Annotated in this window: 22 protein-coding genes; 6 read left to right on the top strand and 16 right to left on the bottom strand. The window is 38.2% G+C overall.

All coding sequences use genetic code 11. The annotated features are described in order from the left end of the window. The 10 genes from ACSKT4_RS17185 to hisZ all read right to left on the bottom strand — a co-directional run bounded on the left by ACSKT4_RS17185 (position 1) and on the right by hisZ (position 13382). Positions 1-5475 carry a DUF8202 domain-containing protein gene (locus ACSKT4_RS17185; RefSeq protein WP_465823692.1) on the bottom strand — a complete coding sequence of 1825 codons (5475 nt, stop codon included), beginning with the start codon at positions 5473-5475 and terminating at the stop codon, positions 1-3. Positions 5476-5875: 400 nt separating this feature from the next. Next, positions 5876-6949 carry a histidinol-phosphate transaminase gene (gene hisC, locus ACSKT4_RS17180; RefSeq protein ID WP_465823691.1) on the bottom strand — a complete coding sequence of 358 codons (1074 nt, stop codon included), beginning with the start codon at positions 6947-6949 and terminating at the stop codon, positions 5876-5878. A gap of 1 nt (position 6950) precedes the next feature. Next, on the bottom strand, positions 6951-7583 hold the full coding sequence (gene hisIE, locus ACSKT4_RS17175) for a bifunctional phosphoribosyl-AMP cyclohydrolase/phosphoribosyl-ATP diphosphatase HisIE (protein ID WP_465823690.1): 633 nt from the start codon (positions 7581-7583) through the stop codon (positions 6951-6953). After that, a complete protein-coding gene (hisF, locus tag ACSKT4_RS17170) occupies positions 7583-8347 on the bottom strand; it encodes an imidazole glycerol phosphate synthase subunit HisF (RefSeq protein ID WP_186869622.1) in 765 nt (254 codons plus the stop codon). Before hisF ends, hisIE begins: the two co-directional genes overlap by 1 nt. Next, positions 8337-9059, bottom strand: a complete 723-nt coding sequence (hisA, locus tag ACSKT4_RS17165) for a 1-(5-phosphoribosyl)-5-[(5-phosphoribosylamino)methylideneamino]imidazole-4-carboxamide isomerase (protein WP_186869623.1) — start codon at positions 9057-9059, stop codon at positions 8337-8339. Before hisA ends, hisF begins: the two co-directional genes overlap by 11 nt. Continuing rightward, complete coding sequence (gene hisH / locus ACSKT4_RS17160) at positions 9056-9661, bottom strand: imidazole glycerol phosphate synthase subunit HisH (protein ID WP_186869624.1); 606 nt, start codon at positions 9659-9661, stop codon at positions 9056-9058. Before hisH ends, hisA begins: the two co-directional genes overlap by 4 nt. Before the next feature lie 14 nt (positions 9662-9675). Further along, positions 9676-10260 (bottom strand): imidazoleglycerol-phosphate dehydratase HisB, encoded by a 585-nt coding sequence (hisB, locus tag ACSKT4_RS17155; RefSeq protein WP_186869625.1) that lies wholly within the window; start codon positions 10258-10260, stop codon positions 9676-9678. Continuing rightward, complete coding sequence (gene hisD, locus ACSKT4_RS17150) at positions 10257-11540, bottom strand: histidinol dehydrogenase (RefSeq protein WP_186869626.1); 1284 nt, start codon at positions 11538-11540, stop codon at positions 10257-10259. The genes hisB and hisD overlap by 4 nt, the downstream gene beginning before the upstream one ends. 1 nt (position 11541) lies before the next feature. Next, positions 11542-12168, bottom strand: a complete 627-nt coding sequence (hisG, locus tag ACSKT4_RS17145; protein WP_186869627.1) for an ATP phosphoribosyltransferase — start codon at positions 12166-12168, stop codon at positions 11542-11544. After that, the gene (hisZ, locus tag ACSKT4_RS17140; RefSeq protein ID WP_186869628.1) at positions 12156-13382 is read right to left on the bottom strand and encodes an ATP phosphoribosyltransferase regulatory subunit; all 1227 of its coding nucleotides are present in this window, start codon (positions 13380-13382) and stop codon (positions 12156-12158) included. The genes hisG and hisZ overlap by 13 nt, the downstream gene beginning before the upstream one ends. A 115-nt stretch (positions 13383-13497) precedes the next feature. Between hisZ and ACSKT4_RS17135 the strand changes: the two genes are divergently transcribed. From ACSKT4_RS17135 to murB, 3 genes are all read left to right on the top strand, one after another. Further along, a complete protein-coding gene (locus ACSKT4_RS17135) occupies positions 13498-14316 on the top strand; it encodes a histidinol-phosphatase HisJ family protein (RefSeq protein ID WP_186869629.1) in 819 nt (272 codons plus the stop codon). A 72-nt stretch (positions 14317-14388) separates the two neighbouring features. After that, positions 14389-14754, top strand: a complete 366-nt coding sequence (locus ACSKT4_RS17130; RefSeq protein WP_186869630.1) for a YbaN family protein — start codon at positions 14389-14391, stop codon at positions 14752-14754. A gap of 227 nt (positions 14755-14981) precedes the next feature. Then, on the top strand, positions 14982-15896 hold the full coding sequence (gene murB / locus ACSKT4_RS17125; RefSeq protein WP_436262597.1) for a UDP-N-acetylmuramate dehydrogenase: 915 nt from the start codon (positions 14982-14984) through the stop codon (positions 15894-15896). 49 nt (positions 15897-15945) lie between these two features. Here the strand turns inward: murB and ehuA are convergent, their stop codons facing one another. From ehuA to ehuB, 4 genes are read right to left on the bottom strand one after another with little or no spacing between them, the layout of a single operon-like run. Further along, positions 15946-16764, bottom strand: coding sequence for an ectoine/hydroxyectoine ABC transporter ATP-binding protein EhuA (gene ehuA, locus ACSKT4_RS17120; RefSeq protein WP_222619011.1), 819 nt, complete (start codon positions 16762-16764; stop codon positions 15946-15948). Further along, the gene (gene ehuD, locus ACSKT4_RS17115; protein WP_186869632.1) at positions 16764-17477 is read right to left on the bottom strand and encodes an ectoine/hydroxyectoine ABC transporter permease subunit EhuD; all 714 of its coding nucleotides are present in this window, start codon (positions 17475-17477) and stop codon (positions 16764-16766) included. Before ehuD ends, ehuA begins: the two co-directional genes overlap by 1 nt. Then, on the bottom strand, positions 17474-18166 hold the full coding sequence (gene ehuC, locus ACSKT4_RS17110; RefSeq protein WP_186869633.1) for an ectoine/hydroxyectoine ABC transporter permease subunit EhuC: 693 nt from the start codon (positions 18164-18166) through the stop codon (positions 17474-17476). The genes ehuD and ehuC overlap by 4 nt, the downstream gene beginning before the upstream one ends. 50 nt (positions 18167-18216) lie before the next feature. Then, on the bottom strand, positions 18217-19077 hold the full coding sequence (gene ehuB / locus ACSKT4_RS17105) for an ectoine/hydroxyectoine ABC transporter substrate-binding protein EhuB (RefSeq protein ID WP_186869634.1): 861 nt from the start codon (positions 19075-19077) through the stop codon (positions 18217-18219). Between the two features lie 364 nt (positions 19078-19441). Between ehuB and ytzI the strand changes: the two genes are divergently transcribed. Beyond that, positions 19442-19618, top strand: coding sequence for a YtzI protein (gene ytzI, locus ACSKT4_RS17100; RefSeq protein WP_186869635.1), 177 nt, complete (start codon positions 19442-19444; stop codon positions 19616-19618). Between the two features lie 278 nt (positions 19619-19896). Here the strand turns inward: ytzI and ACSKT4_RS17095 are convergent, their stop codons facing one another. Both ACSKT4_RS17095 and ACSKT4_RS17090 read right to left on the bottom strand, forming a co-directional pair. Continuing rightward, complete coding sequence (locus ACSKT4_RS17095) at positions 19897-20868, bottom strand: ring-cleaving dioxygenase (RefSeq protein WP_186869636.1); 972 nt, start codon at positions 20866-20868, stop codon at positions 19897-19899. Positions 20869-20968: 100 nt separating this feature from the next. After that, positions 20969-21541: a M15 family metallopeptidase gene (locus ACSKT4_RS17090; RefSeq protein WP_186869637.1), complete on the bottom strand. Its 573-nt coding sequence runs from the start codon at positions 21539-21541 to the stop codon at positions 20969-20971. 247 nt (positions 21542-21788) lie between these two features. Here ACSKT4_RS17090 and ACSKT4_RS17085 point away from each other — a divergent pair, with 247 nt between their 5' ends. Both ACSKT4_RS17085 and ACSKT4_RS17080 read left to right on the top strand, forming a co-directional pair. After that, positions 21789-22274 (top strand): DUF456 domain-containing protein, encoded by a 486-nt coding sequence (locus ACSKT4_RS17085; protein WP_186869638.1) that lies wholly within the window; start codon positions 21789-21791, stop codon positions 22272-22274. Between the two features lie 363 nt (positions 22275-22637). Then, a complete protein-coding gene (locus ACSKT4_RS17080) occupies positions 22638-24101 on the top strand; it encodes an ABC transporter permease (protein ID WP_465823689.1) in 1464 nt (487 codons plus the stop codon). The last annotated feature ends 8 nt before the right edge of the window (positions 24102-24109 follow it).

The following is a 24109-nucleotide window of genomic DNA, read 5'->3' as shown; positions in this document are numbered from 1 at the left end:
TTATGCCTTTCTTCTTCTTTGAGTAATAATAAGAACAAATCCAACTAATAATAATGATATTCCTAATAACAACCATTCGTATAAATTAGTTGAGGTTTGAGGTAATTTATTTTCAACTGTTATTTCTTTTAAGTTATTCTTAGTATTCAATAATTGATCTAATGCCTCATTCACTTCTGCTTGAGTCGCGTTTGGATTAGCAAGAACGTCTTTTGCTTGTTTCAATGCTTTTTGATAGGCTGCCCAACTTTGTTTACTATAGTCGGAAGCATCCAATTTGTCTCCTAATTCTACTTGCTCTTTTAGTGCTTGCTTGTCAACAGTTAATCCTAGATAAGCTTCTACTAATTTAGTATAGGCATCGTTGATTTGATCTTGAGTTGCATTTGAGTCATTTAACACCTTTTCTGCTTCTATTAGAGCTTTTTCGAAAACATTCCAGCTTTTTTCGCTGTAATCGCTAGGTGTTAACGATTTTGCTTCATTTACTCTTTCTTGTAGACCCTTTTTATTAACTGTTAAGTTATAGTAAGCCTCGGTTAACTTCGCTAATTCAGCATCCACTTCTGCTTGAGTCGCATTCGGATCCGCTAAAACTGCTTCAGCTTTTTCTAAAGCTTCTTGGTAAGCGGTCCAGCTATCCGTACTGTAATGCGGTTCTACTAAACTATCAGCTTCTTCCACTTTAGCTTGTAACTTAGATTTATCGACTGATAAATTGAGATAAGCTTCTTCTAAAGTTTTAAGAGCTGCATCCACTTCTGTCTGAGTCGCATTTGGATCCGTTAAAACTGCTTCAGCTTTTTCTAAAGCTTCTTGGTAAGTGGCCCAGCTATCCGTACTGTAGTGCGATTCTACTAAACTATCGGCTTCTTCCACTTCAGCTTGTAACTTAGATTTATCGACTGATAAATTGAGATAAGCTTCTTCTAAAGTTTTAAGAGCTGTATCCACTTCTGTCTGAGTCGCATTTGGATCTGCTAAAACTGCTTCAGCTCTTTCTAAAGCTTCTTGGTAAGCGGTCCAGCTATCCGTACTGTAGTGTGAGTCTACTAAACTATCAGCTTCTTCCACTGTAGCTTGTAACTTAGATTTATCGACTGATAAATTGAGATAAGCTTCTTCTAAAGTTTTAAGAGCTGCATCCACTTCTGTCTGAGTCGCATTTGGATCCGCTAAAACTGCTTCAGCTTTTTCTAAAGCTTCTTGGTAAGTGGCCCAGCTATCCGTACTATAGTGCGATTCTACTAAACTATCGGCTCCTTCCACTTTAGCTTGTAGCTTAGATTTGTCGACCGATAAATTGAGATAAGCTTCTTCTAAAGTTTTAAGAGCTGCGTCCACTTCTGCCTGAGTTGCCTCAGGATTATCAAATACAGACTTAGCATTTTGTAATGCAGTTTCATATGCTTCCCAACTATCTTGAGAATAATCCTTCTCATTCAGTGTTTCTCGCAAGTCGATTTCTGCTTCTAATGCAGATTTGTCAACTACCGTCAATTCTTTTTCGAAGCTTTTTACTGGTTCACCATTTGTGCCTCTTATGTTACCTGTATCCGCGTCATAGGTTACTCTTACAGCGGAACCGCCTTCTACTGCTTCTGGTAGTAGTAAGGTTAATTTATCTCCGTTTACTTTAAAGTCGGTTACTACCACATGTTGACCATTCACTTCAATGGTGAATCCATCTAAATTATCTAATACAATTGGATTATCAAACGTAAATTCAATTTTATCTAGTTCATTAGCCTTTGTTGTTTCTAACTCTGGTACCCATTTGGTCAGAGAATTATACGCTAGCTCTAGTTTATCTAAAGCTTCATTAACATCCGCTTGAGATGCATCTGGATTCTCTAATACTTCTTGCGCTTCTCGTAATTTAGACTGTAATTCTTGCCAGCTTTCTTCCGTATAGTCTTTATCTTGAAGATTTTCTGTGTTAATTTCTTCAACTTTTGATTGCAAGCTTGTTTTATTGACTGGAACATTATTTGTTGCTTCCTTTTCAAAGCTAGCGACTGGCTCACCGTTTGTGCCCCTTAAGTTCCCTTCTTCCTTCTTATAGATTACTTTTACGCTATTTCCTTCTTCTACTTTTCCATCTAACAGCAATGTAAGAGTTTCTCCGTTTATTTCAAAATCAGTTATGCTAATTTCTAGACCATTGACCTCAACAGTAAATCCATCTATATTATCTAAATCAATTGATTTATCAAAGATCAACTCGATTTTATCCTGTACATTAACCTCAACAGATAGTAACTCTGGTACCCACTTGCTTAAACTTTCATAGGCATTATTTAACTGCTCTAATGCTATATCGACTTCTTCTTGTATAGCTTCATCGTTGTCCAATACTTCTCGTGCTTTGCTCAGAGCTTTGTCTAGTTCTTGCCAGCTTTCTTCGGTATAGTCTGCTGCATCAAGATTTTTAATCTCCTCGACTTTACTTTCCAATGCAGTTTTGTCGACTGATTCTATTATAAATTCCTTTGCTTTTGTGGCAGTTCTACCATCTTTTAAAGCGGTCACTTCAACGGTATACGGTCCATCTTCTAAATCAATATTCGGAGTGAAGTACCAATTTCCATCTTCATCCACCGTTGTAGTGCCTCCAGCATCTTCTACTATGTTACCCTCAGAATCTTTAATAACAATTGATATTGTTGCTTCTGGACTTGCAGTACCTTCTATAATTGGTTTGCTTGTTTTAGCAATCTCACTAGGTTTCGTGATTTGTAATGAGGAAGCAAATTCATCTGTTACAATCTGCTCAAATCCGTCTACAGGTACACTGTTTGTCCCTTTTAAATTCCCTTTTCCATCATATAGTACTTTAACTTCTTTATCTGTCACATGAGTTCCGTCTGGTAGCGTAAGAACTAGCTGTTTTTGATTATTAGGGTCAACCTCAAAAGTAACTTCATTAATAGCCACTTCTTCGCCGTTAACAGTGATGGTAAAACCATCTAAGCTTGAAAGATTAACTTCATGGTCAAAAGTTAAAGCGATACGAGTACCTTCTGTTTCCGTCTGCTCTAGGGAACCCCCTTCAATTTGTGGTACAGTTGCAGCTATAGTGAAATAGGAAACAGGACCAAAATTCTTGGTGTCAATGGTGACTTTACCATCTTCAATGAGATAAAATGAATCCTCAGCACCAAAGTGATCATCCGAGCTAACAATGACATAAAGTGGCCACTCATCAGCACCTTTTACCTTTTCAATCTGTAACGTGATTTTTGAATCCTCACCGGCAGAATTCGTATCCTGCCAATTTGTTTTTTGAACTTTATAAACCCGTTCCATCCGTTTTAATGATTCATCAGTCTTGTCGATTGGATTGATAAATTCAGTACTTGCTCCGTCATCTCCAAATAGAAAGAATGATTTATCATTCCATATAGTGTTTCCATTCTCCTCATTGGAGTTCTGAATAGTGTCTCCAAGTGCAATGGTTACAATAGAATCTTTCTCATTAGAGACAGACTGTTTTTGATATAGGGCACCATTATCATCTCGTCCTAATCCGGTAATGCGATTACTATAATCTTCGTTAGCAGCAGCAGACCACATAATTCCTTCATTACTGTCCAAATAATCGGTTTCTAAAGTCAACCCATACTTAATCGCAAGGTAACTATTTACTTGCTGTCGTTCAACTGAAGTTAGTACCCTATTGAATAAAATAACTTCTGAAATTGAACCGTTATAACGACTATTATGACCAGCTCCGATGTAGTAGGTACTTAAATTTGGGTAAGACCATTGCACAGCATTATTATCGAACGATGCGAGCTGATTACCGTCTAGAGAAAGGGACCATTCTTCATTTGAGCTTCTAATATTTAATACGCGACTTTCTAGCAAATTATACTTATCGGGTAAATTAACCGTTCTATTACTTGTAGAGAAAAATGATGTCCTAATTTGTGATTTGTTAAGACCATACTGTGATCCCAAGTGATTACTACCAAATTCCCATGGAAAACCAGTATGATTTCTACTAATCTGGACTGAGAAAATTTCCCTAGCTGTATCATTCTGACCAAACCTGGAAGTGGCGTAATAGCCTACAGTGCTATCAAGAGTAAGCCCTGGATTAAAGTTAATATTCGAGGCATTGTAAGGCTGTGCAGAAGTTCCAACCACATCCCAAGTTCTATCAAATGCTAAATCCTGCAATTTGGTTACTCTATCACTATTATCCCTTACTGAACTTTTCCCTACATCTACCCAAGATGTAAGTCCATCTCCAACTCCACCTGGCGTAACAAGGGGAACTTGTAAGTTATTTCTTGCTGCTTCCAGGTTGGCAAGGGCTTGATCTACTTCTTCCTGAGTAGATTCGCCGTTATCCAACGCTTCTTGAGCCATGTTAAGCGCTTCTAGTAATGCTTGCCAGCTTTCAGTTGTGTAATTCAATTCGTTTAGATCTTCGCCATTAATCTCATCTACTTTCTCTTGCAACAGCGTTTTATCAATCGAGTTCCATTCTAATGCATTACCTCCACCATACACAGTAAATAGAGATGAGTCATTGTCGGCAAACAGATTCTCTAGCCCCGTGAAAGTTCCTTCGTTTGCTAAGCCAAATGTACTTCCCTTTGTCATCCTGTTTGTCGCAGTAATACCTGCTTTCCCGGTAAAATTACTGCTTAGCGTAAGAGAATTAGGGCCATCCAAAAAGACATTTCGCTCCAATCCCTCTATTGTATTATCTGTAATGACCGCATCTCCGGATAAGATAAAATCGCCAGTAACATTATTTCGCACATGGACTCCTCCGCCATTATTGCCCGTGATTTTGCCTCCAGTCATAATAACTCTTGTCTGAGAAAAATTGATCAGTACCGCACCAAAAGTCCTATGACTATTACCGGTAATTTCTCCACCCGTCATTTCTAGAACTGCATTCGCACCATTGAGGATGACTGCACTACCTGGGTACTCAGAATAATTATTTTGTAAAATCGTACCATCCTCAATGGTCAATTTTGCATTGGCATTAACATTTATTATTCTTCCCTGAGACGGACCTTCCCCAAAGCTACCGTCAATAACAATATTTCTCAATGTAAGGTGAGAGTTTTCCAAATCAAAAAGTGTTCCTGTTCCAGTACCACCTACCGCTCCACGCTTAATCACAGCAGTATTTGTGGCTTCAGGGGCTGTGGTGATTGTAACGCTCTTAGCCACTTTCAAAGTAGGGAATGGATGCATTAATGTAATATCGTCCATGATAAAGATAGTTCCTTGATCATTAGCTGCTTGAAAAGCTTTCTGTAAGGTAGCATAAGGATTTTCTCGAGTTCCATCACCTGTGGTGTCATCGCCATCGCTTGAGACGTAGGTGCCTTCTTCAGCGGCATAGCTGACAGGAATTCCTATGTTTCCTCCTATCCCCGTGAAAACTAGTAAAAAAATTAAGTACATAATTCCTATCTTCCGAAAAGTAATATCGTAGCTTTGCATTTTAGTTCCTCCCTTTCAAAGATTTATTTGTGTAGCTTCATTAAAACTAATTAAATAAAAAAAAGTATTGCACATTTCTACATATATAGAGATATATAGACAAATTCCGACCACTCGTTATATTCACACTAGAAATATCATTTCTAATAGTGTAATTGCCCTCCAACCCCCTTTAATTTACAAAATACCTCAGCGTTATCATACTAACCTCCCCTATACAAAATCTATACATTGTTAAATTATTGGGAAAGCTAACAGAAGGTGGCTTCTTTAGCTATTGTGGATGGCAATAAAAAGGTGTTAAAAGATCACTTTTGATTTCTTAAAATCAAGAGTGGAGGAAGATAGATGGGGTAATTTGTTTAGAATTATTTTGATAGAAAAAAGTACATGGTCCTTTTTACCATGTACTTTTTTCTTTCAAGATGATTTTCAGTCTCTCTAACAATGTAATCATATCTTGTTTTGTGCCTATCGTTATTCTAATGAAATTTTCAATAGCTGCCTTTGAGAAGTGTCTAACTAATATACCGTTCTCCTTTAGCTGAGCATATAACGATTTCGCTTTCTTATTTGGATGAGAAATAAAGATGAAGTTAGCTTGAGAAGGTAATACGTGAAATCCTAGTTGAGATAGTTCTTCACTAAGCCATTCCCGCGTTTCAATCACTTTGGCTGTTGTCTTTTTGTAGTAAGAGTCTGCATTCATAGCAGCTATTGCGCCTGCCATAGCAAGTCGATCTATCGTATACGAGTTAAAGGAGTTTTTTATTTTATTTAGGCCTTCTATTAATTCTGGGCTTCCGATTGCATAGCCAACTCTAAGTCCTGCCAGTGACCTAGATTTTGAAGTCGTTTGTATCACAAGCAAATTAGGATATTTCTGTATAAGTGGTACAGCTGACTCCTTTGCAAAATCACTATATGCTTCATCAATGATGACGACTTTTTCCTGGTTATGTAAGAGGACTTCCTCTACTTGCTCGATAGGTAATAGTATGCCTGTAGGTGCATTCGGGTTAGGGAAAATTACCCCGCCTTCTGAATGGAATAAGGAATGCGTATTTAATGTAAAGTCCTGATTTAATCTAACCTCTTCATAAGGTATGTTAAAGAGCTTAGCATAAACAGTGTAAAAGCTATACGTAATAGCTGGGAAACGTATTGTTACTCCTGGTTCAAAAAAGGCCATAAAGGAAAAGGCAAGCACCTCATCCGAGCCATTTCCTACAAATATATTTTCTTTTCTTACATCATATGCTTTAGCAATGGCTTCCCTTAATTCATCAACAGTTGGTGAAGGATATAACTTCAGGGACTCCCCAATTTCATCCTGTATGGCTTTTATAACCGATTCAGGAGGTGGATACGGATTTTCATTTGTGTTTAGCTTGATCAAGGAGGAATCATTTATTTGTTCACCAGGAACATAAGGCTCTGTACGATTCACTATGGAACTCCAATACTTACTCATTCTATTTCCCCTCTTTAGCAAGATGCCTTTTGTTTAGTTCTTCTTTAATATCAGATTCTGTAATGCCTATTTGCTCCATTAGAACTAATATATGGTAGGTAAGATCGGCTATCTCCCAAACTGTTTCTTCGTTATCTTGGTTTTTTGCTCCAATTATCACTTCACTAGTTTCTTCTCCTACTTTCTTGAGAATTTTATCGATGCCTTCGCGGAATAAATACGCTGTATAGGAATCTGTATTGGCTTCCTGCTTCCGGCTTTTAATCAGGGAAGCTACTTTTTGAATAATCGGAAACGAAGGATCTTTTCCTTGATATAACGTATGGTGAAAACAAGTCTCCTCTCCAGTATGACAAGCTGGTCCTTTAGAATCTACGGTGATGAGGAGACTATCGGCATCACAATCATACGTAATCTGATGGACAATTTGTTTATTTCCTGATGTTGCTCCTTTATTCCAAAGTGCTTCTCTACTCCTTGAGTAAAACCATGTTTCTTTGGTTTCGATTGTTTTTTGTAAGGACTCTTGATTCATATAAGCTAACATTAAGACGTTTCCAGAGGATTGATCCTGGATAATGGCAGGGATTAAGCTGATTTTTACAAATAATTTCTCTATATCTAATGGATCCATTAAGAAACACTCCTTATTGGGATATTTTGTTGAGCTAAATACTGTTTCAGGGACGCTATATTAATTAGATCATAGTGAAAAACCGAAGCAGCAAGTGCTGCGTCTGCGATATTATCACGTAACACTTGTTGAAAATGTACAGGGCTTCCAGCTCCACCACTAGCAACAATCGGTACATTAACCTGATCAGCTATTGCCTTGGTAAGGGTTAGGTTATAACCGTTTTTTATCCCATCTACATCGATAGAATTAATAACAAGCTCACCAGCACCTAATTGCTCTCCCTGAATGGCCCATTCTAGTGCGTCTATTCCGGTATTAGTTCGGCCACCATTTTGATAGACATGCCATTTCCCAGGTTCGGTTTCTTTAGCATCAATGGATAGCACAATACATTGGGTGCCGAATTTAGCAGCAGCTGTCTCTATAAGTGTAGGGTTCGTGATGGCGGCACTATTAATGGATACTTTATCAGCTCCTGAATGGAGGACTCGATAAATATCATCAATGGTTCTAATACCGCCACCGACCATAAATGGGATATTAATCGTTGCAGCAACCCTTTCTACCATATCTAAAAAAATATTACGTTCTTCGTTCGATGCTGTAATATCATAAAAGACTAATTCGTCTGCGCCTTCATTGTTATAGCGCATTGCCAGTTCAACTGGATCTGCAACATCCTTAATATCTTGAAATTTCTTGCCCTTTACGACCCTTCCTTTATCGACATCAAGGCAAGGGATAATTCGTTTAGCCAACATCTGCTGTTACCTCCAGTAGCTCTACTAAATTCAGACTATTATCATATAAAGCCTTTCCGATAATGGTGCCATAGACATCCATTTCTTTTAGTTTTATGACATCCTCCACATTCGAAATTCCTCCTGAGGCAATCACACGCATAGAGGTTGCCTTTTGGATGGTTTCAATTTCGCTGAAGTTGGGACCTTGTAACATACCATCCTTTAAAATATCTGTATAGATAATCGTTTGAACACCAATTGCCTCAAGCTGCCTTCCTAAATCTACGGCTAATACATTACTTGTTTTTCGCCATCCTTCCGTCGCAACATAGCCATTACGGGCATCGATGGAAACAGCGACTTTTTCTTTAAAGGTGCTCACGGCATGACGAATAAGAGGGAGGTTCTGTATGGCTGCGGTACCGAGTATGATGCGATCAACACCTATAGCTAAATAGTCTTCGATTTGCTCGATACTTCGGATACCACCCCCAACCTGGACTGGAACATTCGTATTGGAAGTGATCTGTTGAATGATTGCTTGGTTGGTTGATTTACCTGTTTTTGCACCATTTAAGTCGACGATATGTAATGCTTCTGCTCCTTGGGAAATCCATTGGTTGGCAATCTCGTTCGGATTGCCACTATAGATTTGCTCTTTCGCATAATCCCCTTGTGTTAGCCGCACACAGTTGCCATTTAATAAATCGATTGCTGGAAATAGAATCATAGGTACATCTCCTTAAAATTGTTTAAAAGCTGTAAGCCAACTTCACTGCTTTTTTCTGGGTGAAATTGCATGCCAATGATATTGTCTTTTTGTACAAGTACAGGTATTTTCGTTCCGTATGTGCAGCTACCAATAACGTCATTACCATCTACCTTATTGGCAAAGTAGGAATGGACGAAATATACGTACGCATTGTCAGGGAGATTCATCGTAATATCATTTCCCTTTCTTAGCTGAAGTGTATTCCAGCCCATATGTGGTACCTTAACAGAAGAAGGAATTCTCTCGATATTTCCTTCTAACAATCCAAGTCCATCAGAATGTCCACCTTCATTACTCGTTTGGTAGAATAACTGCATACCTAAACAGATACCAAGAATAGGCTTTCCTGTGCTTGCCTCTTCGCGGATAATCTTGTCTAGGCCAGCTCTCTTTAATTCCTTCATGGCATCTTGGAACGATCCGACGCCTGGTAGTATAATAGCTTGGCTGTTTCTGATAAGCGCTTCGTCTTGTGTAAGCGTATTTTCTAGGTTTAGCTGGGATAGTGTAAATTGAAGACTTTTAATATTTCCCGCCCCGTAATCAATAATGGCTATCATATGAACCCTCCTTATTAAAGCATTCCCTTCGTAGAGGGTACCCCAACAATTCTTGGATTTTTGATACTGGCCGTGTCCAATGCGCGACCAAAGGCTTTAAAAATTGATTCTAATATATGGTGTGTATTGCTTCCGTAAAGTAGATTAATATGTAGGTTAATCTGTGCTTGATTAACGAAAGCTTGGAAAAATTCTTCTACAAGCTCTGTATCAAAATTACCGACCTTTTCCTTTAATCCTTCTACGTTATAAACCAAATAAGGTCTTCCACTAATATCTATCGTTACAGTAGTCAGTGCTTCATCCATTGGTGTTGTGACAGACGCATAACGATTAATACCTTCTTTATCCCCAATACAACGGTTAAATGCCGTTCCTAACACAATACCAATATCCTCCACGGTGTGATGCTGATCGACTTCTAAGTCACCATCACATACGAGGGATAAATCGAATAATCCATGCTTGGCGAATAGAGTAAGCATATGGTCGAAGAACCCGACTCCTGTACATATGCTGGCTGTTCCGTTTCCATCAAGAGATAGCTCTAATTGGATAGATGTCTCCATTGTTTTTCGCGATAATGAGCTCTTTCTCATAAAACACTGTCCCTTCGTATTTGGATAGACATGGCATGTCCTTTTAGTCCTTCTGTTCTAGCTAGACAATCAATCGTGTCTGCTACTTCTAGTAATGCTTGTTTAGAATAGCTGATAATACTCGATCGCTTGATAAAGTCATACACGCCAAGTGGTGAGGAAAACTTCGCCGTCCCACTCGTTGGCAAGGTATGATTAGGACCAGCGAGATAGTCCCCAAGTGGTTCCGGTGAAAACGGACCTAAGAATATGGCTCCAGCATTTTTTATTAGGCTGAGTTTAGCTGAAGGATTGGATACCATAAGCTGTAAGTGCTCAGGGGCTATTTGATTAGCTAAATCAAACGCTTGTTTTTCAGAATCAGCAAGAATGATGCACCCTTTATTTTGAATGGATTTCTGTGCGATTTCACGACGTTCTAATTCGCTCAATTGTTTGGTTACCTCAGCGGCAATCTCATTAGCTAATGTGGAGCTAGTCGTAATGCAAATAGCGCTTGCTTCCTCATCATGCTCTGCCTGTGATAGTAAGTCAGCAGCAACATAAGAAGGGTTTGCAGATTCATCAGCAATGATACAAATTTCACTTGGACCAGCAATCATATCAATAGCCACATCACCATAGACCCATTTTTTAGCACGTGCCACATAGGTATTTCCTGGTCCGACGATTTTATAGACCTTTTCGACTGTTTCTGTTCCATAACTAAGTGCTGCAATGGCTTGTGCACCACCCATTTTATATATCCGATTAACTCCAATAAGAGAGGCAGCTACTAAGACATATGGATTAATGCTTCCATTTGGCCTTGGGGGAGTTGCTATACTAATGGAGCTTACGCCAGCAATTTTGGCAGGGATTGCATTCATTAAAACAGAAGAAGGGTAATTCGCTTTTCCACCTGGGATATAAATTCCTACCTTCTCAATCGGTGTAACCTTTTGTCCTAATGTGATGCCATTTGGGTTGTCCGTAAACCACGATGTTTCTTGTTGGTTTCGATGGAAGGCCTCAATATTTTTAGCAGCGAGCTGTAGCGATTCTACGAACTGATCTCCTACCATATTCTTTGCCTTCTCCATTTCTGAATCTGAAACGGTTAACTTATCAATTACGGCATCATCAAATAGCTCGGTAAATTCTTTTACGGCGTTGTCACCTTCTTTTCTAACTTTATCTATAATGGATTTAACTGTATCGTCTAGCGCTACCCCTTGTTGGGTGAGGTCTAGGTTGTGACGGTTATGCATCATAAATTGATTTGCAGATATAATCTTCATCTTATCCCTCCAAAGCCTGTTGTAGATTGCGAATGAACGTCTCTATTCTAGTCGTTTTCGTTGCAAAGCTAGCCTTGTTCGTAATTAATCTAGTGCTTATTTCATCTAGCTCTTCTAAAACGATAAGTCCATTCTCTTTTAATGTTCTACCTGTTTCTACAATATCGACAATGACATCTGCCATACCAATTAGTGGGGCTAGCTCAACAGAGCCATTTAATTTAATGGTCTCTACTTGGATACCCTTTTTTTGAAAATGACTATTTGCGATATATGGATATTTGGATGCTACTACTAGTCGATTTTTGTTTAGGGTAGCGGATTCCTTACCGGCAATGACGAATTTACATTTCCCTTCCTTTAAATCTAGCATTTCATAGACATCTTTGGCGGATTCCAAAATATTATCCTTTCCAACAATTCCAAGATCAGCCGCTCCTTTTTCCACATAAGTTGGGACATCCACAGCCTTTACGAAGATCAGTTGCACTTCCTGTTTCGAATCAAAGAAGACGAGCTTTCTACTATTCTCTTGTAAGTCTGTAAAATTATAGCCAGCTTTATGGAGTAATTGAATAGTGCCTTTTATCGTCCTACCTTTTGCTAGAGCTAGCGTTATCGGTTGCATGTATTCTCCTCCTTTAGCGATTGTAATAGTAGTAGAAGTTGTTCCTCGCTGTTAAATGGCTCGGTCTCTCCTTCGTACATGACCGTTTTATCAGATTCTGTAATGGTAATGACGTACGTGCCACTAGCTCCTTCATTTCTATTTGATAGAATGGTTCGATAGTGTAACGCTCTTAACCGCTTAGTTAATTGCATGGCCACCGATATGTTTTGCTCATCAAATCGAATGACTACTTGCTCTCTTACTGGAAGCGGATTGGATCTTGCAGAGAGAAGGGTGTCAACATCATAAGCAAATCCGATAGCTGGTATTGGGCTGGCAAATTGTTCAGCTAGATTGTCATATCTTCCACCAAATAAGACGGGCTTGCCAATATTTTCAATATATCCCTGAAAGGTGATATCGGAATAATAGCTCATGCTGCTAATCAGTCCTAAATCGATGACGATATAATCACGAAAACCATATTCGGTTAGCATAGAAAACACCTCTTTTAATCGATGCAGTGCACTCGTCATCTTATTCGTGAGGGAGAGTGATAAAGCCTTATTCAACACCTCATCTGGTTTACCGTATAGAAGAGGGATCGTTAGCAATGACTCTTTCATGGATGGTTCTATGTCGAGCCTAGATAAGAACTCCTCTAGACCAGTAAAGTTCTTCGAGATGATGAGCTGCTTAAATTGATCCTCTTGTTCCTTGGAAAGAGATAGCATTCGGAGTATCTCATTTACGACCCCCGCATGCCCCATTTCTATCTTGAAATTGGTAAACTCTAAATCTAGTAAACAATCAATAGCAAGAGAAATTACTTCCATATCTGCTTCGGCGTGAGGATTTCCAAGTAGCTCTACACCTGCTTGTGTTTTGACATAACCATATTTGGCTTGAAAAGAAGTTCTAAAGACATCAAGTATGTATGAGTAGCGTGCTTCTTTTTCGAATTCGTCATTTTGTGATATGGCTAATTGTGTAATTGGAATGGTAACATCAGGCCGCAAAACTAGAACCTTTCCATCAGGTGAAATGAACTTAATCATGTCATCTAGCGCAATCGTACCTTGAACAGATGAATAGAGATCATACGTTTCAAAGGCAGGTGTTTTAACTTGGTTAAAGCCATACTGCTTAAAGCGATTCTTTAATACTTGAATGAAGGATTCTTGCACATCATATTCCTGTATGTTTAAAAATGGTTTTGGATAGGGTTGCATAACAGACTCCTTTTAAAACTTTATTAATTTATCACTTTATCACTTTATCTAACTAAAGTTATATTGTATTCTATAAGGTAAGGAAGTAAATGTCAAGTCATGGGGAGGAATCTTAATGTTTGATTATCACGTACATAGTGATTATTCGGCGGATTGTACAACGCCGATGGAGGAAACTATTAAGAAAGGGATTGAGATGGGGTTAAAGGAAATTTGTTTTACCGAGCATATAGATTATGATTATCCAGATCCATCATTCGTCTTTGAGTTTGATTTAGTGTCATACGATCGCAGTATAAAACAAATGCAGGAAAGATATCAGAAGTGGATTACTATTAAGAAAGGGATAGAAATTGGGGTCGAGCCACAGCTTTTAGACCGGTATAAGGAGTTAGTTAGGCAGGAGGACTTTGACTTTGTAATTTGTTCTATGCATACAACAGATCGTACGGATTTGCATTCTGGTAAATTTTTTCAAAATAGAACAATAGAGGAAGCTTATATGACCTATTATGAGCAATTATTGTACTGTATTCAGCATTTTGACAATTTCTCTGTTCTTGGCCATCTTGATTTAGTAAAACGATACAAACAGGGGAGTAATAGCGATTTCCATGAAGTAATTGCGGAAATTCTAAAATTAGTTATAGCAAAGGGGAAGGGGATAGAGTTAAATACATCTGGCTTTCGATATGGATTGGATAGCGGAATGCCGAGTAATGATATTTTACAGCTGTATCGTGAATTGGGAGGGGAGATCATAACTCTTGGTTCTGACTCTCATAGAGCCGATACATTAGGGTATGAATTTAAGGCCTCTTTAGAAATATTGTCATCATTAGGCTTCAACTATATAACGACCTTTGATAAAGGGGAACCAAGCTTTCACAGGATCGAGCAACGGGGGAAGATGTCACATAATATTTCCAAGTAGCGCAAGAAGTAAAGGATTAAAATGATAGGATGGTGTTAAGCAGTAACTACTAATATAGTGGGTGTTTAACAGATGATAAGAAGAATGTGTTTACTTATTATTGGATTAATATCTCTAGGATTAGCAATTATCGGTATCATAGTCCCACTAATCCCAACGACACCTTTATTGCTTCTTGCCGCAACGTGCTTTGTGCGTTGCTCAGATAGGCTATATGAATGGTTAATCACACAAAAGCACCTAGGCCCATATATTAAAAACTACCGAGAGGGTAAGGGAATTCCTTTATCTGCGAAGATTACTGGTGTAATATTGTTGTGGACTTCTATGCTATTTACCATCTTTTTTGTCGTTCCACTTATCGCAGTGAAGCTTATTCTAGCTGGTGTTGCCGCTTTTTTTACTTGGTATATTTTAAAGCAGAAGACGTTAATTTAAGGCTCATTACGAATAGTTGGCATGCAATTAATGGAAAGGGCATATAAAAATAGTGCATTCGCAATTAAGTGGCATGAAAACGAAAAATAACTTACAATGATTAAAGATGATTTTTTTGCAGATAGGGAAGTTCGGGTAATCTTTCCAACTTGCATAAGAATAACGCACATATGTTGATAATGTGAGTTTATCTAATTGGACTTTGATTAAAGGAATGATTTGTAGTGATCAATCATCATGTATATGAAAAGCTAATTAACATTACATCAGAGAAGAATGTATTGGTTAATGAGCCTTTAAAAAAACATACTTATACACGCCTTGGTGGAGCAGCCGATTGGCTCGTTACACCAGAAACATATGAAGAAGTAAGTGAGATTGTTAAGCTTGCGAATAAGGAAGAAGTACCATTTACGTTACTAGGAAATGGTTCTAATTTAATTGTAAAAGATGGCGGTATCCGCGGAATCGTCATGAATTTATATAAATTAAACGAGATTAAAACCGTTGGGACAAAGGTTGTTGCACAGAGTGGTGCACGTATTATTGATACGTCTCGAGAAGCTCTAAACCAACGCTTGACCGGGTTAGAATTTGCTTGTGGTATCCCAGGCTCTGTAGGTGGGGCATTATATATGAATGCTGGTGCTTATGGTGGAGAAATAAAGGACTGTTTAGAAAGTGCGGTTGTCGTAGATCGGTATGGTGAGGTACTAACATTACCTGCTAAAGCGTTAGATTTAGCATACCGTACTAGTAACATTGCTGATAACGGCTATATTGTACTAGAAGCCACCTTTGCCTTAGAGTTAGGGGATTATGATGAAATAAAGGCGGTAATGGATGACTTAACCTTCAAACGCGAGTCGAAGCAACCACTTGAATATCCATCCTGTGGAAGTGTATTTAAGCGCCCTCCTGGTTACTTTGCTGGGAAGCTAATTCAAGATAGTGGACTACAAGGTACACAAATAGGTGGTGCACAGGTTTCTTTAAAGCATGCAGGTTTTATTGTTAATAAAGACAATGCAACTGCTGACGAATATATTCGTTTAATCCGTCATGTTCAGGCTACCGTGAAGGAAAAGTTTGGCGTTAGTTTAGAACGTGAAGTAAGAATTATCGGTGAGGATTTAGAATAAAAAAGCTGTACGTGGGTCATTACACGTACAGCTTTTATGCTTCTAGCAATTAACTCCTAAAACGATGTAAGAACTGCTGCAAGCGTTCATTATGTGATTCCTCTAGAACCTCACTTGGTGTTCCTTGCTCCGCGACAACGCCATTATCTAAGAAGATGACACGGTCTGCGACATCCAGTGCAAAATCCATCTCATGGGTAACAAGCACCATCGCCATTTCTCCTTCTTTCGCAATATCACGGATAACCTCTAACACTTCGCCAACTAATTCTGGGTCTAAGGCAGAAGTTACTTCATCAAACAGCATTATTTTAGGACGCATTACTAAGGCACGAGCCATTGCAACACGTTGCTTTTGACCACCAGATAGCTGACTTGGATAATTGTCTAATTTATCACCTAGCCCAACCTTCTCAAGCATTTCAATGGAACGCTTCCTTGCCGTCTCTTTGGATTCCTTTTTCACATGAATAGGCGCTGTCATACAGTTTTGTAAAATCGTCATATGAGGGAACAAGTTAAAGTGCTGGAACACCATCCCAATATCCCCACGGACTTCTCGTAAATGCTTTTCATTTGCTGGAACAAGCTTCCCTTTCTTTTCCATATGCCATAGATTTTTGCCGTCAAATATGATTTCTCCAGATGTTGGTTGTTCTAATGTCATTAGCATGCGAATAATCGTTGTTTTTCCAGAACCACTTGGACCGATTAGCGCGACTTTTTCCCCTGGATAAATTTCTAAGTTTAACCCTTTTAATACTTCTACATCTCCAAAGGATTTATGGACATTCTTATATTCCACTATTGGCTTAGTATCAGCTGGAAAGGTTAATCGACTTTCATTCTCTATTACGGAATCAACCATTAAATAACCGCTCCTTTGTTTTCTTGAATCGCTGCTTTCTTATCAAAGCGCCGGTTCATCCTCTTTTCTAGTTTATTGATTAAAATTGCAGAAGGATAGCTTAGCACGAGGAATATCAGTGCTACTATCGTATAAGCCTCAAGCATTCGGAAGTTAGAAGCTCCGTAAGTTTGTGCTAAGGCTAAGATGCCCACTACCCCAATGGTTGATGCAAGTGGAACTTCTTTAAACATAATAATAAGATAGTTTCCTATCATTGGAATGGTAGGTGGAATGGCTTGTGGGAGAATGATTTTCGTCCACTTTTGTCCCGTTGAAAAGTTGAGCGCGGTAGATGCTTCCCACTGTCCCTTATCAACACCCTCTATCCCGGAACGATAGACTTCGCCAATATATGTACTAAAATGGATACCTAAACCAATTATAGCACTTTCGAATGAGGATAGTGATACGCCAACTCCAGGCATCATTGGCCATGCATAATAGATAAAGAATAACTGAATTAAAGGTGGGGTGGAACGAATGAATTCCATCGTCCATGTGACGAGCCAGTTGACTGGTTTGAATTTTATCCTCCTCAGAAAGACCCACACGAAACCAAATAGTAAAGCAAATAAAAAGCAAGCAAATGTTAATCCTATTGTAACTCCTATTCCTTGTAAGATAAAAGGAAAGGCTTCAAAAAACATATCCCATTTCCAATTTATATTCATGTACTAGCCACTCCTCTCTTGGATATCTGTTCCCATTTACGAGTAAGGAGAATTAGTGGCAGTGCCATAATAAAATAGAATACTAATAACAAGAAGTAAACGGTTGGTGCTTGAGATAAATCAGTGCTTCTTAGAATATTACCGTGATATAGAATATCTGTCATCCCGATCAAGGAAACAAGGGATGTAGCTTTGAGCATTTGAATGGAATAATTGCCGAACTCCGGTAACATCATTCGCAGTGCCTGAGGGAAAATAATAACTCTTATTCGTTGAATACGCGAGAGATTAAGGGCGATAGAAGCCTCTGTTTGCCCTTTATCCACTGCTAAAATAGATCCACGAACAATTTCAGACATATAGGCCCCATAGTTAAGCGATATTGCTAATACTCCCGCCATAAGCTTATTATCAATTCCAATATTAAATAGCATTGGAATAGCATAGTATAGCCAAAATAACTGTACAATTAAGGAGGTACCACGGAAAATCTCTACATAGAAACCAGTAATTCCTCGAACCATTCTATTGTTGGATAATCGGGAAAAGCCGGCAATAAAGGCAAATAGATAAGCGAAAATTACAGATAAGATAAATACTGTAATGGTAATATGGATACCCCTTATCAATACTGGGAAAACTTCTATAATGGCATTAATTTTAATCACTCCTCCATATAAAAACTCCATAGGATTGACCCCTGAGTGGGGAAACCCTATGGAGCCCTGTAGATAAATTTCTAGATTTCACCGTTGCAGATTTTTTCAGTTGTAATATCCCCTGGAACCATGTTCATCTGCTCGCTGAAGCCATTTTTCTCAAGTAGCTCAGCAACTGTACCATCAGCTTTTAAATCAGCAAGTATTTCATTATAAGCCTCAACTAATGCTGTGTCTTCTTGATTAAATGCTGCTGCCCCATAGCTAGGAACACCTTCAACGTCTGGTTGTTCAAATGTTTCTACGAATTCTAATTCATCTGTGTTTGCAGAGGCTAATGCATCTTTAATCGTCATTTCTGTTCCAGTAGTAGCATCTGCACGCCCTGATTGGACAGCGGCAATAGATGCTGGAATATCGGGTACAGAAAGAATCTGACTTGGATCAACACCAGAATCTATTAGGAATTCATTTTCTGTTGCTCCTTGCATGACCGCGATAATAGTATCTGGGTTATTGGCAATATCTTCATAGCTTTCTAGATTAAGAGGGTTCCCTTGTTGGACAATTAATCCTTCCCCATACATCATCTCCGGCTCTCCAAACGCAACATTTTCACAACGGTCTGGTTGGATAGCCATTCCAGCAGTAATAACGTCAAACTGTCCAGCGTTAATCCCGGAGATTAATTGTCCAAACTCTAGTAGTTCGGATTCCACTTCTTCTACACCAAGTTCAGCAAATACTGCTTTAGCAATATCAACTGCCGCTCCTTTTAATTCACCATCTTCCTCATAAGCATAGGGCTTTTCATTGGCAAATCCGATGGTGACTTTTCCTTCGTCTTGAAGCTTGGCTAGTTTATCTCCTCCATCTGAACCACATGCTGCTAAAAACACTATCATGATGAACAGGACTGAAATTAACCATATTTTCTTCATAAAATAATAAAACCTCCTATAAATTGAATACTCCAACGGTTAGTCAGATGTATTGTGTAATGAATCCTATGTAAAAAAATGAACAAAGAACTAAGATTTTTCTCAGTAAATAGCTACAATTTACATGTTATCGATATTAAGAATTGGACTCAAATTGGATATGTTCTGATAATTTAAATTTAATCTGATTAAAAATATGTAAAAGCGGAAGAGCTCTTTGATTCTTAAAGATACTAGTTCATGTTGAATAATCCTAAAGAATCCTTAAATTTCGACAAAACAGTCCATAATATGTAACTTACTCTTTCCGAAACTATGTTAGAATAGATGCAACAGAGTTTGGACGTAAAGGAGGCGTAAGAAAGTGATTTGGGTTGTGGCGGTTATATGTATTCTTATAACGGGAATTGTTTTATATCTATCGATTCTAACATTGGATAAGGGATATAGTTATAAACATAAAGTGGATCCTCTTCCATCGAATGTAGAAGAAGAAGCGGAGCGTAATCAAGGAAATTCATCTTCTCGTGATCATAGCTAATAGCGTGGAGTGTAAAATCAAGTTCGGTTTTATGCTCTTTTTTATTTTGGACAAGTAGATTAGATCTTTTGACAGAAACAGATTTTAGAGGACACTTGAGATCTTAATTTGTGTTTATTGCTAGCTTGGATACACCTGTTCGGAAAAGACCTCATGGAGTCACCGAAATGCCTTGTTGAGAGTATTCTCGTGTATAGAAGATTCACTATTACCGGTCTTTCCGAAGCAGGTTACGTGCTACCTTGCCACTGGGCGTACTTTACAAGTTAACATTACGTCTAGTTAGTAGTATCTAATGGTTTTAACTTTGATTCGATTTCTTCTCGTCTATCCTCGAAGAATGGTGGAAGGGCCAGTTGTTCACCGAGATGGTCCACATCTTCATAGGTAGCAAAGCCAGGTCCATCAGTAGATAGTTCGAATAAGATGCGATTAGGTTCTCTAAAATATAATGCTTTAAAATAATATCGATCCACAATCCCCGAATTTGGTAAGCGATTTTCAATCAAGATTTGTCGCCACTTTTCTAGTTCTTCATCATTTTCTACACGAAACGCAACATGATGAACACTTCCACGACCAGGTCTTTCTCGAGGTAAGTCTTTTCTAACTTCTAAATGGACTTCTGCCCCTGTTCCACCTTCACCAGTCACAAATACAAGGATGTCTTCTTGGTCTTTAATAGGTGAGGGATAGCTTGCTACCTGTTTAAAGGAAAGTACTTCCGTTAAGACAGCAATAGTTGGTTCTGCATTAGGAACGGTTAGTTTAACGGGTCCTAGCCCAATTATTCCATTTTCTACTGACGCATGACTTTGTTTCCAAGGTTTCCCACCAGCAACTCCTTGGTTATTCTCATCGGAAACGAGGGTTAAACGTTGATGTTCATGGTCACGGAAATGGATAACTTGACGTCCATTTTCTTCCGTTATTCCATCATGTTCTACCTGATATTGATTAAATCTATTGATCCAATAGGCTAATGCTCTATTATTAGGCACACGTAAAGAGGTCCCTGTAATACTATTGTTTCCAGGATGTGTCCTACCAGCATTGGGAATTTCAAAAAAGGTTAGGTCTGTTCCTGGTCTACCTACTTCATCTGCATAGAATAAATGATATACCGACGGGTCGTCTTGGTTAACGGACTTTTTCACCAGGCGCATCCCAAGTACTTTGGTATAGAATTCATAGTTCTTACTCGCGTTAGCAGTAATTGCCGATACATGATGGATACCTTTTAAATACATATTCATAACCTCCATGTGAATTTATCTCGAATTCGAGATATTTTTATTTTACTAGAATATGGATGTAATGTCTATATAATAAGGAATTTTAGGGATAACATCACTCCGTAGGCATCTCATTCTTTGGCCTAATTCCAAGCTTTAACTGTTGAATGGATAGTCCGAATGTCATTTGTAGGTGAGGATAGTCTTTAAATCTTGTCCAATCTCCACCCCATTCGAAGCCTAACTCCTTGGCAATGGCTACCACTTCGTCCCAATCGGGAATCGTATTATTATTCCCATCATACTGTATATCCCATGTTAAATTACCATCTGAATCCATTATCGCAAAATCAATTGCGAGTCCGTAGTTATGGTAGGATTCCCCAGCCTGAGCGTATGTTACGATATTTCCTTCTTTCGTACGCCCTTGGGCATAAAGTTCATTTTGCCTGTCAAATGAGCGAATGGATTCGGTAATGATAATGGTTATTCCTTGTTGTTTGGCTTGTTCTACTAATTGCTTTGCCTTTTCGTCGACTATAGGGTGGAGCTCTGTTGGGATGGGAGCATTTTTTCCGTGAAATTCATAACGACTAAAGCCTAAATAGTGATAAAGTAAATACCCAACTAAACCTAATGCAATTACAATGATTCCGAATGTAATCGTAACTCGCCCCAACGTTCTCATTTACAATCTCCTTTATCGTGGTATAAACTAGCTATCCAATTTCATTGACTTATATTAGAATGAATTTAAGTGATTTGCTCACTAGTTGATCTATGTTTTGGACTTATTGCTTTGATGGTGTAGTACTACTTCTATAGTAAGTGTTTGGAACCATTAGGGAAACTATAAACGTATTCATACGAATAAAGAAAAAAGCTTTCCAACATGCTTAGAATGAAAGAAAAATAATGTGGTAGGGGGATAGTCCATGTTAGATGTGATTCTTTGGATTTTAATAGTGGTATTATTCATCGTTAGCTTTATTGGTGTTATTTATCCGATTATTCCTTCTGTACTATTAATTTGGATTGGGTTTTTATTGTATCAGTTCGGAATCAATAGTGATGAATTAGGATGGCTTTTCTGGATTGCAGTAGCAATATTAACCGTCCTATTATTTGTAGCAGATATTGTTGCCAATAGTTACTTTGTCAAGAAGTTTGGGGGCAGTAAATGGGGGGAACGTGCTGCTGCGATAGCTGTAATTGTAGGGTCGTTTATTATACCTCCATTTGGAATCATCATCATTCCATTTATCGCAGTTCTTGTGATTGAAATGATGCAAAAAAGAACGTTGAAAGAGGCGTTTATGGCTTCCATTGGCTCCTTGCTTGGCTTCTTAGGCGGAACAGTTGCAAAAGTAATTATCCAGATGGTGATGATTATTATATTTGTTTTTATGATTATTTTTTAGTGGTAAGCTGCATTGATTTAGTCAACTTCTAAAATAAAGAAGGATAATATTGTAGCGGCATTAAGAAAGGGAAATAGTTAAATAAAATGGGCTATCTTAGAGAAAATTATCTGAGACAGCCCATTTTTTCAAGGCTCTTTTTAGATGGGCGAATTACGGGAATTTTACAAAATTTTTGTTGTTTTTCTGTCTTATTACCAATATAATACAATTATGTTACAAAAATACTACATCATTAAAAAATGAGGTGAGAGGTTTTATCCAGGAATGCGCTTGGATAAAAGGTAACCATTCTAAATAATATTAATAGAGAAATAGAATCTATAAAAATCGAAAATATATTTTTTTGTGAGGGGGTTTGTAATGAATTTTATTAAACGTGGATTTTTAGGTATTACGAGAAAGAAAGGTAAATCATTAATTTTATTAGCCGTTATTTTTATTTTAGGAAACCTGATATCTGGTGCAATTTCTATTCAACAAGCTACTGGTAATGTTGAGAATAACATTAAAGATAGGCTTGGAGCTTCTGCTACAGTTGAATATGATTGGGAAGAATATGACAAGCTAAGCGAAGAAGAAATGATGAATGTAGAAATGGAAAACATAGGCGTTGATTTGATTAAACAAATTGGTGAGCTATCCTATGTAAAATATTATGATTTTAATATGACAAACAGGCTAGGATCTGAAAGCATAGAAAGTTATAAGGGAGATATGGAAGAGGAACTTGTCCAATATGGACCTAGCATGGATTTTACGCTGAAAGGAATTAACTATGCCCCTGTCCTTGATTTTGAAGAGCAGAAGGGCAAGTTAGTTGATGGTCGTGTCTTTACCCAAGAAGAAGTGGATAAAGGTACAGCTGTTGCCATTATATCAACAAAATTAGCAGAAAAAAATAATCTTCATGTCGGAGATACCTTTACGTTATCTAATGCGGTCTATACATATGATGATGAGACAGGTGTGGAGGAGTTAGTTACTTCTCGTGATGTCGTATTAGAAATAATTGGATTATTTGAATCTCAATCTGTTAAAGAAGATGTAGAGGTAGATTCAGATGGTATGTTCGACTGGATGGATATCGACTATCAAAATACCGTGTATGTTCCAAATGAGATTGTCCGTAGTGAAATGGTCTACCAGTGGGAAGAGTATTTGAAAACGGATGAAGAGTATGCAGAAATGATGCAAGGGGAAGAGGAAGTCTTCGAATATTATACACCACTATTTGTTTTAAACAGTCCTGAAGATAAGGAGGCATTTGAGGAAGAGGCCCTTCCTTTACTGCCAGAATTTTATACTATAGTCAGTGCTACGGATCACTATGACAGCATTGCAGGTCCAGTGAAGTCCATGTCCAATCTATCAAAATATGTTCTAATAGCTGCAGTAGTTGCAACGGTGCTTATCACAGGTTTAGTAGTCCTACTATTCTTAAGAGACCGAAAGCGCGAGTTAGGTATTTACTTATCGTTAGGAGAACGACGGGGCCGTGTAGTTGGGCAAATTCTAATTGAAGTAATGGTTGTTGCGGTCATTGGTATTACGATATCCTTATTCAGCGGAAACTTCTTAGCTGCACAAGTATCCGATGCGATGGTGAAAGCAGATACTGATGATCATTATAACGATTATATTTATTATGGTGGCATGTTTGAATCGGATTTGACAACAGATGATGTGTTAGCCTCTTATGAGGTTACCCTTAATTCCAGCTACATTCTAGCATTCTATGGAATCGGCCTATTGACGATTTTAATTTCAACAGTTATCCCGTTAATATATATTGTTAGACTTAATCCGAAGAAAATACTGATGTAATAGAGGGG

The organism is Ornithinibacillus liuyingii, assembly GCF_055550225.1.
The sequence above is the reverse complement of the archived record's forward strand: the minus strand, read 5'-3'. Positions and strand labels throughout refer to the sequence as shown.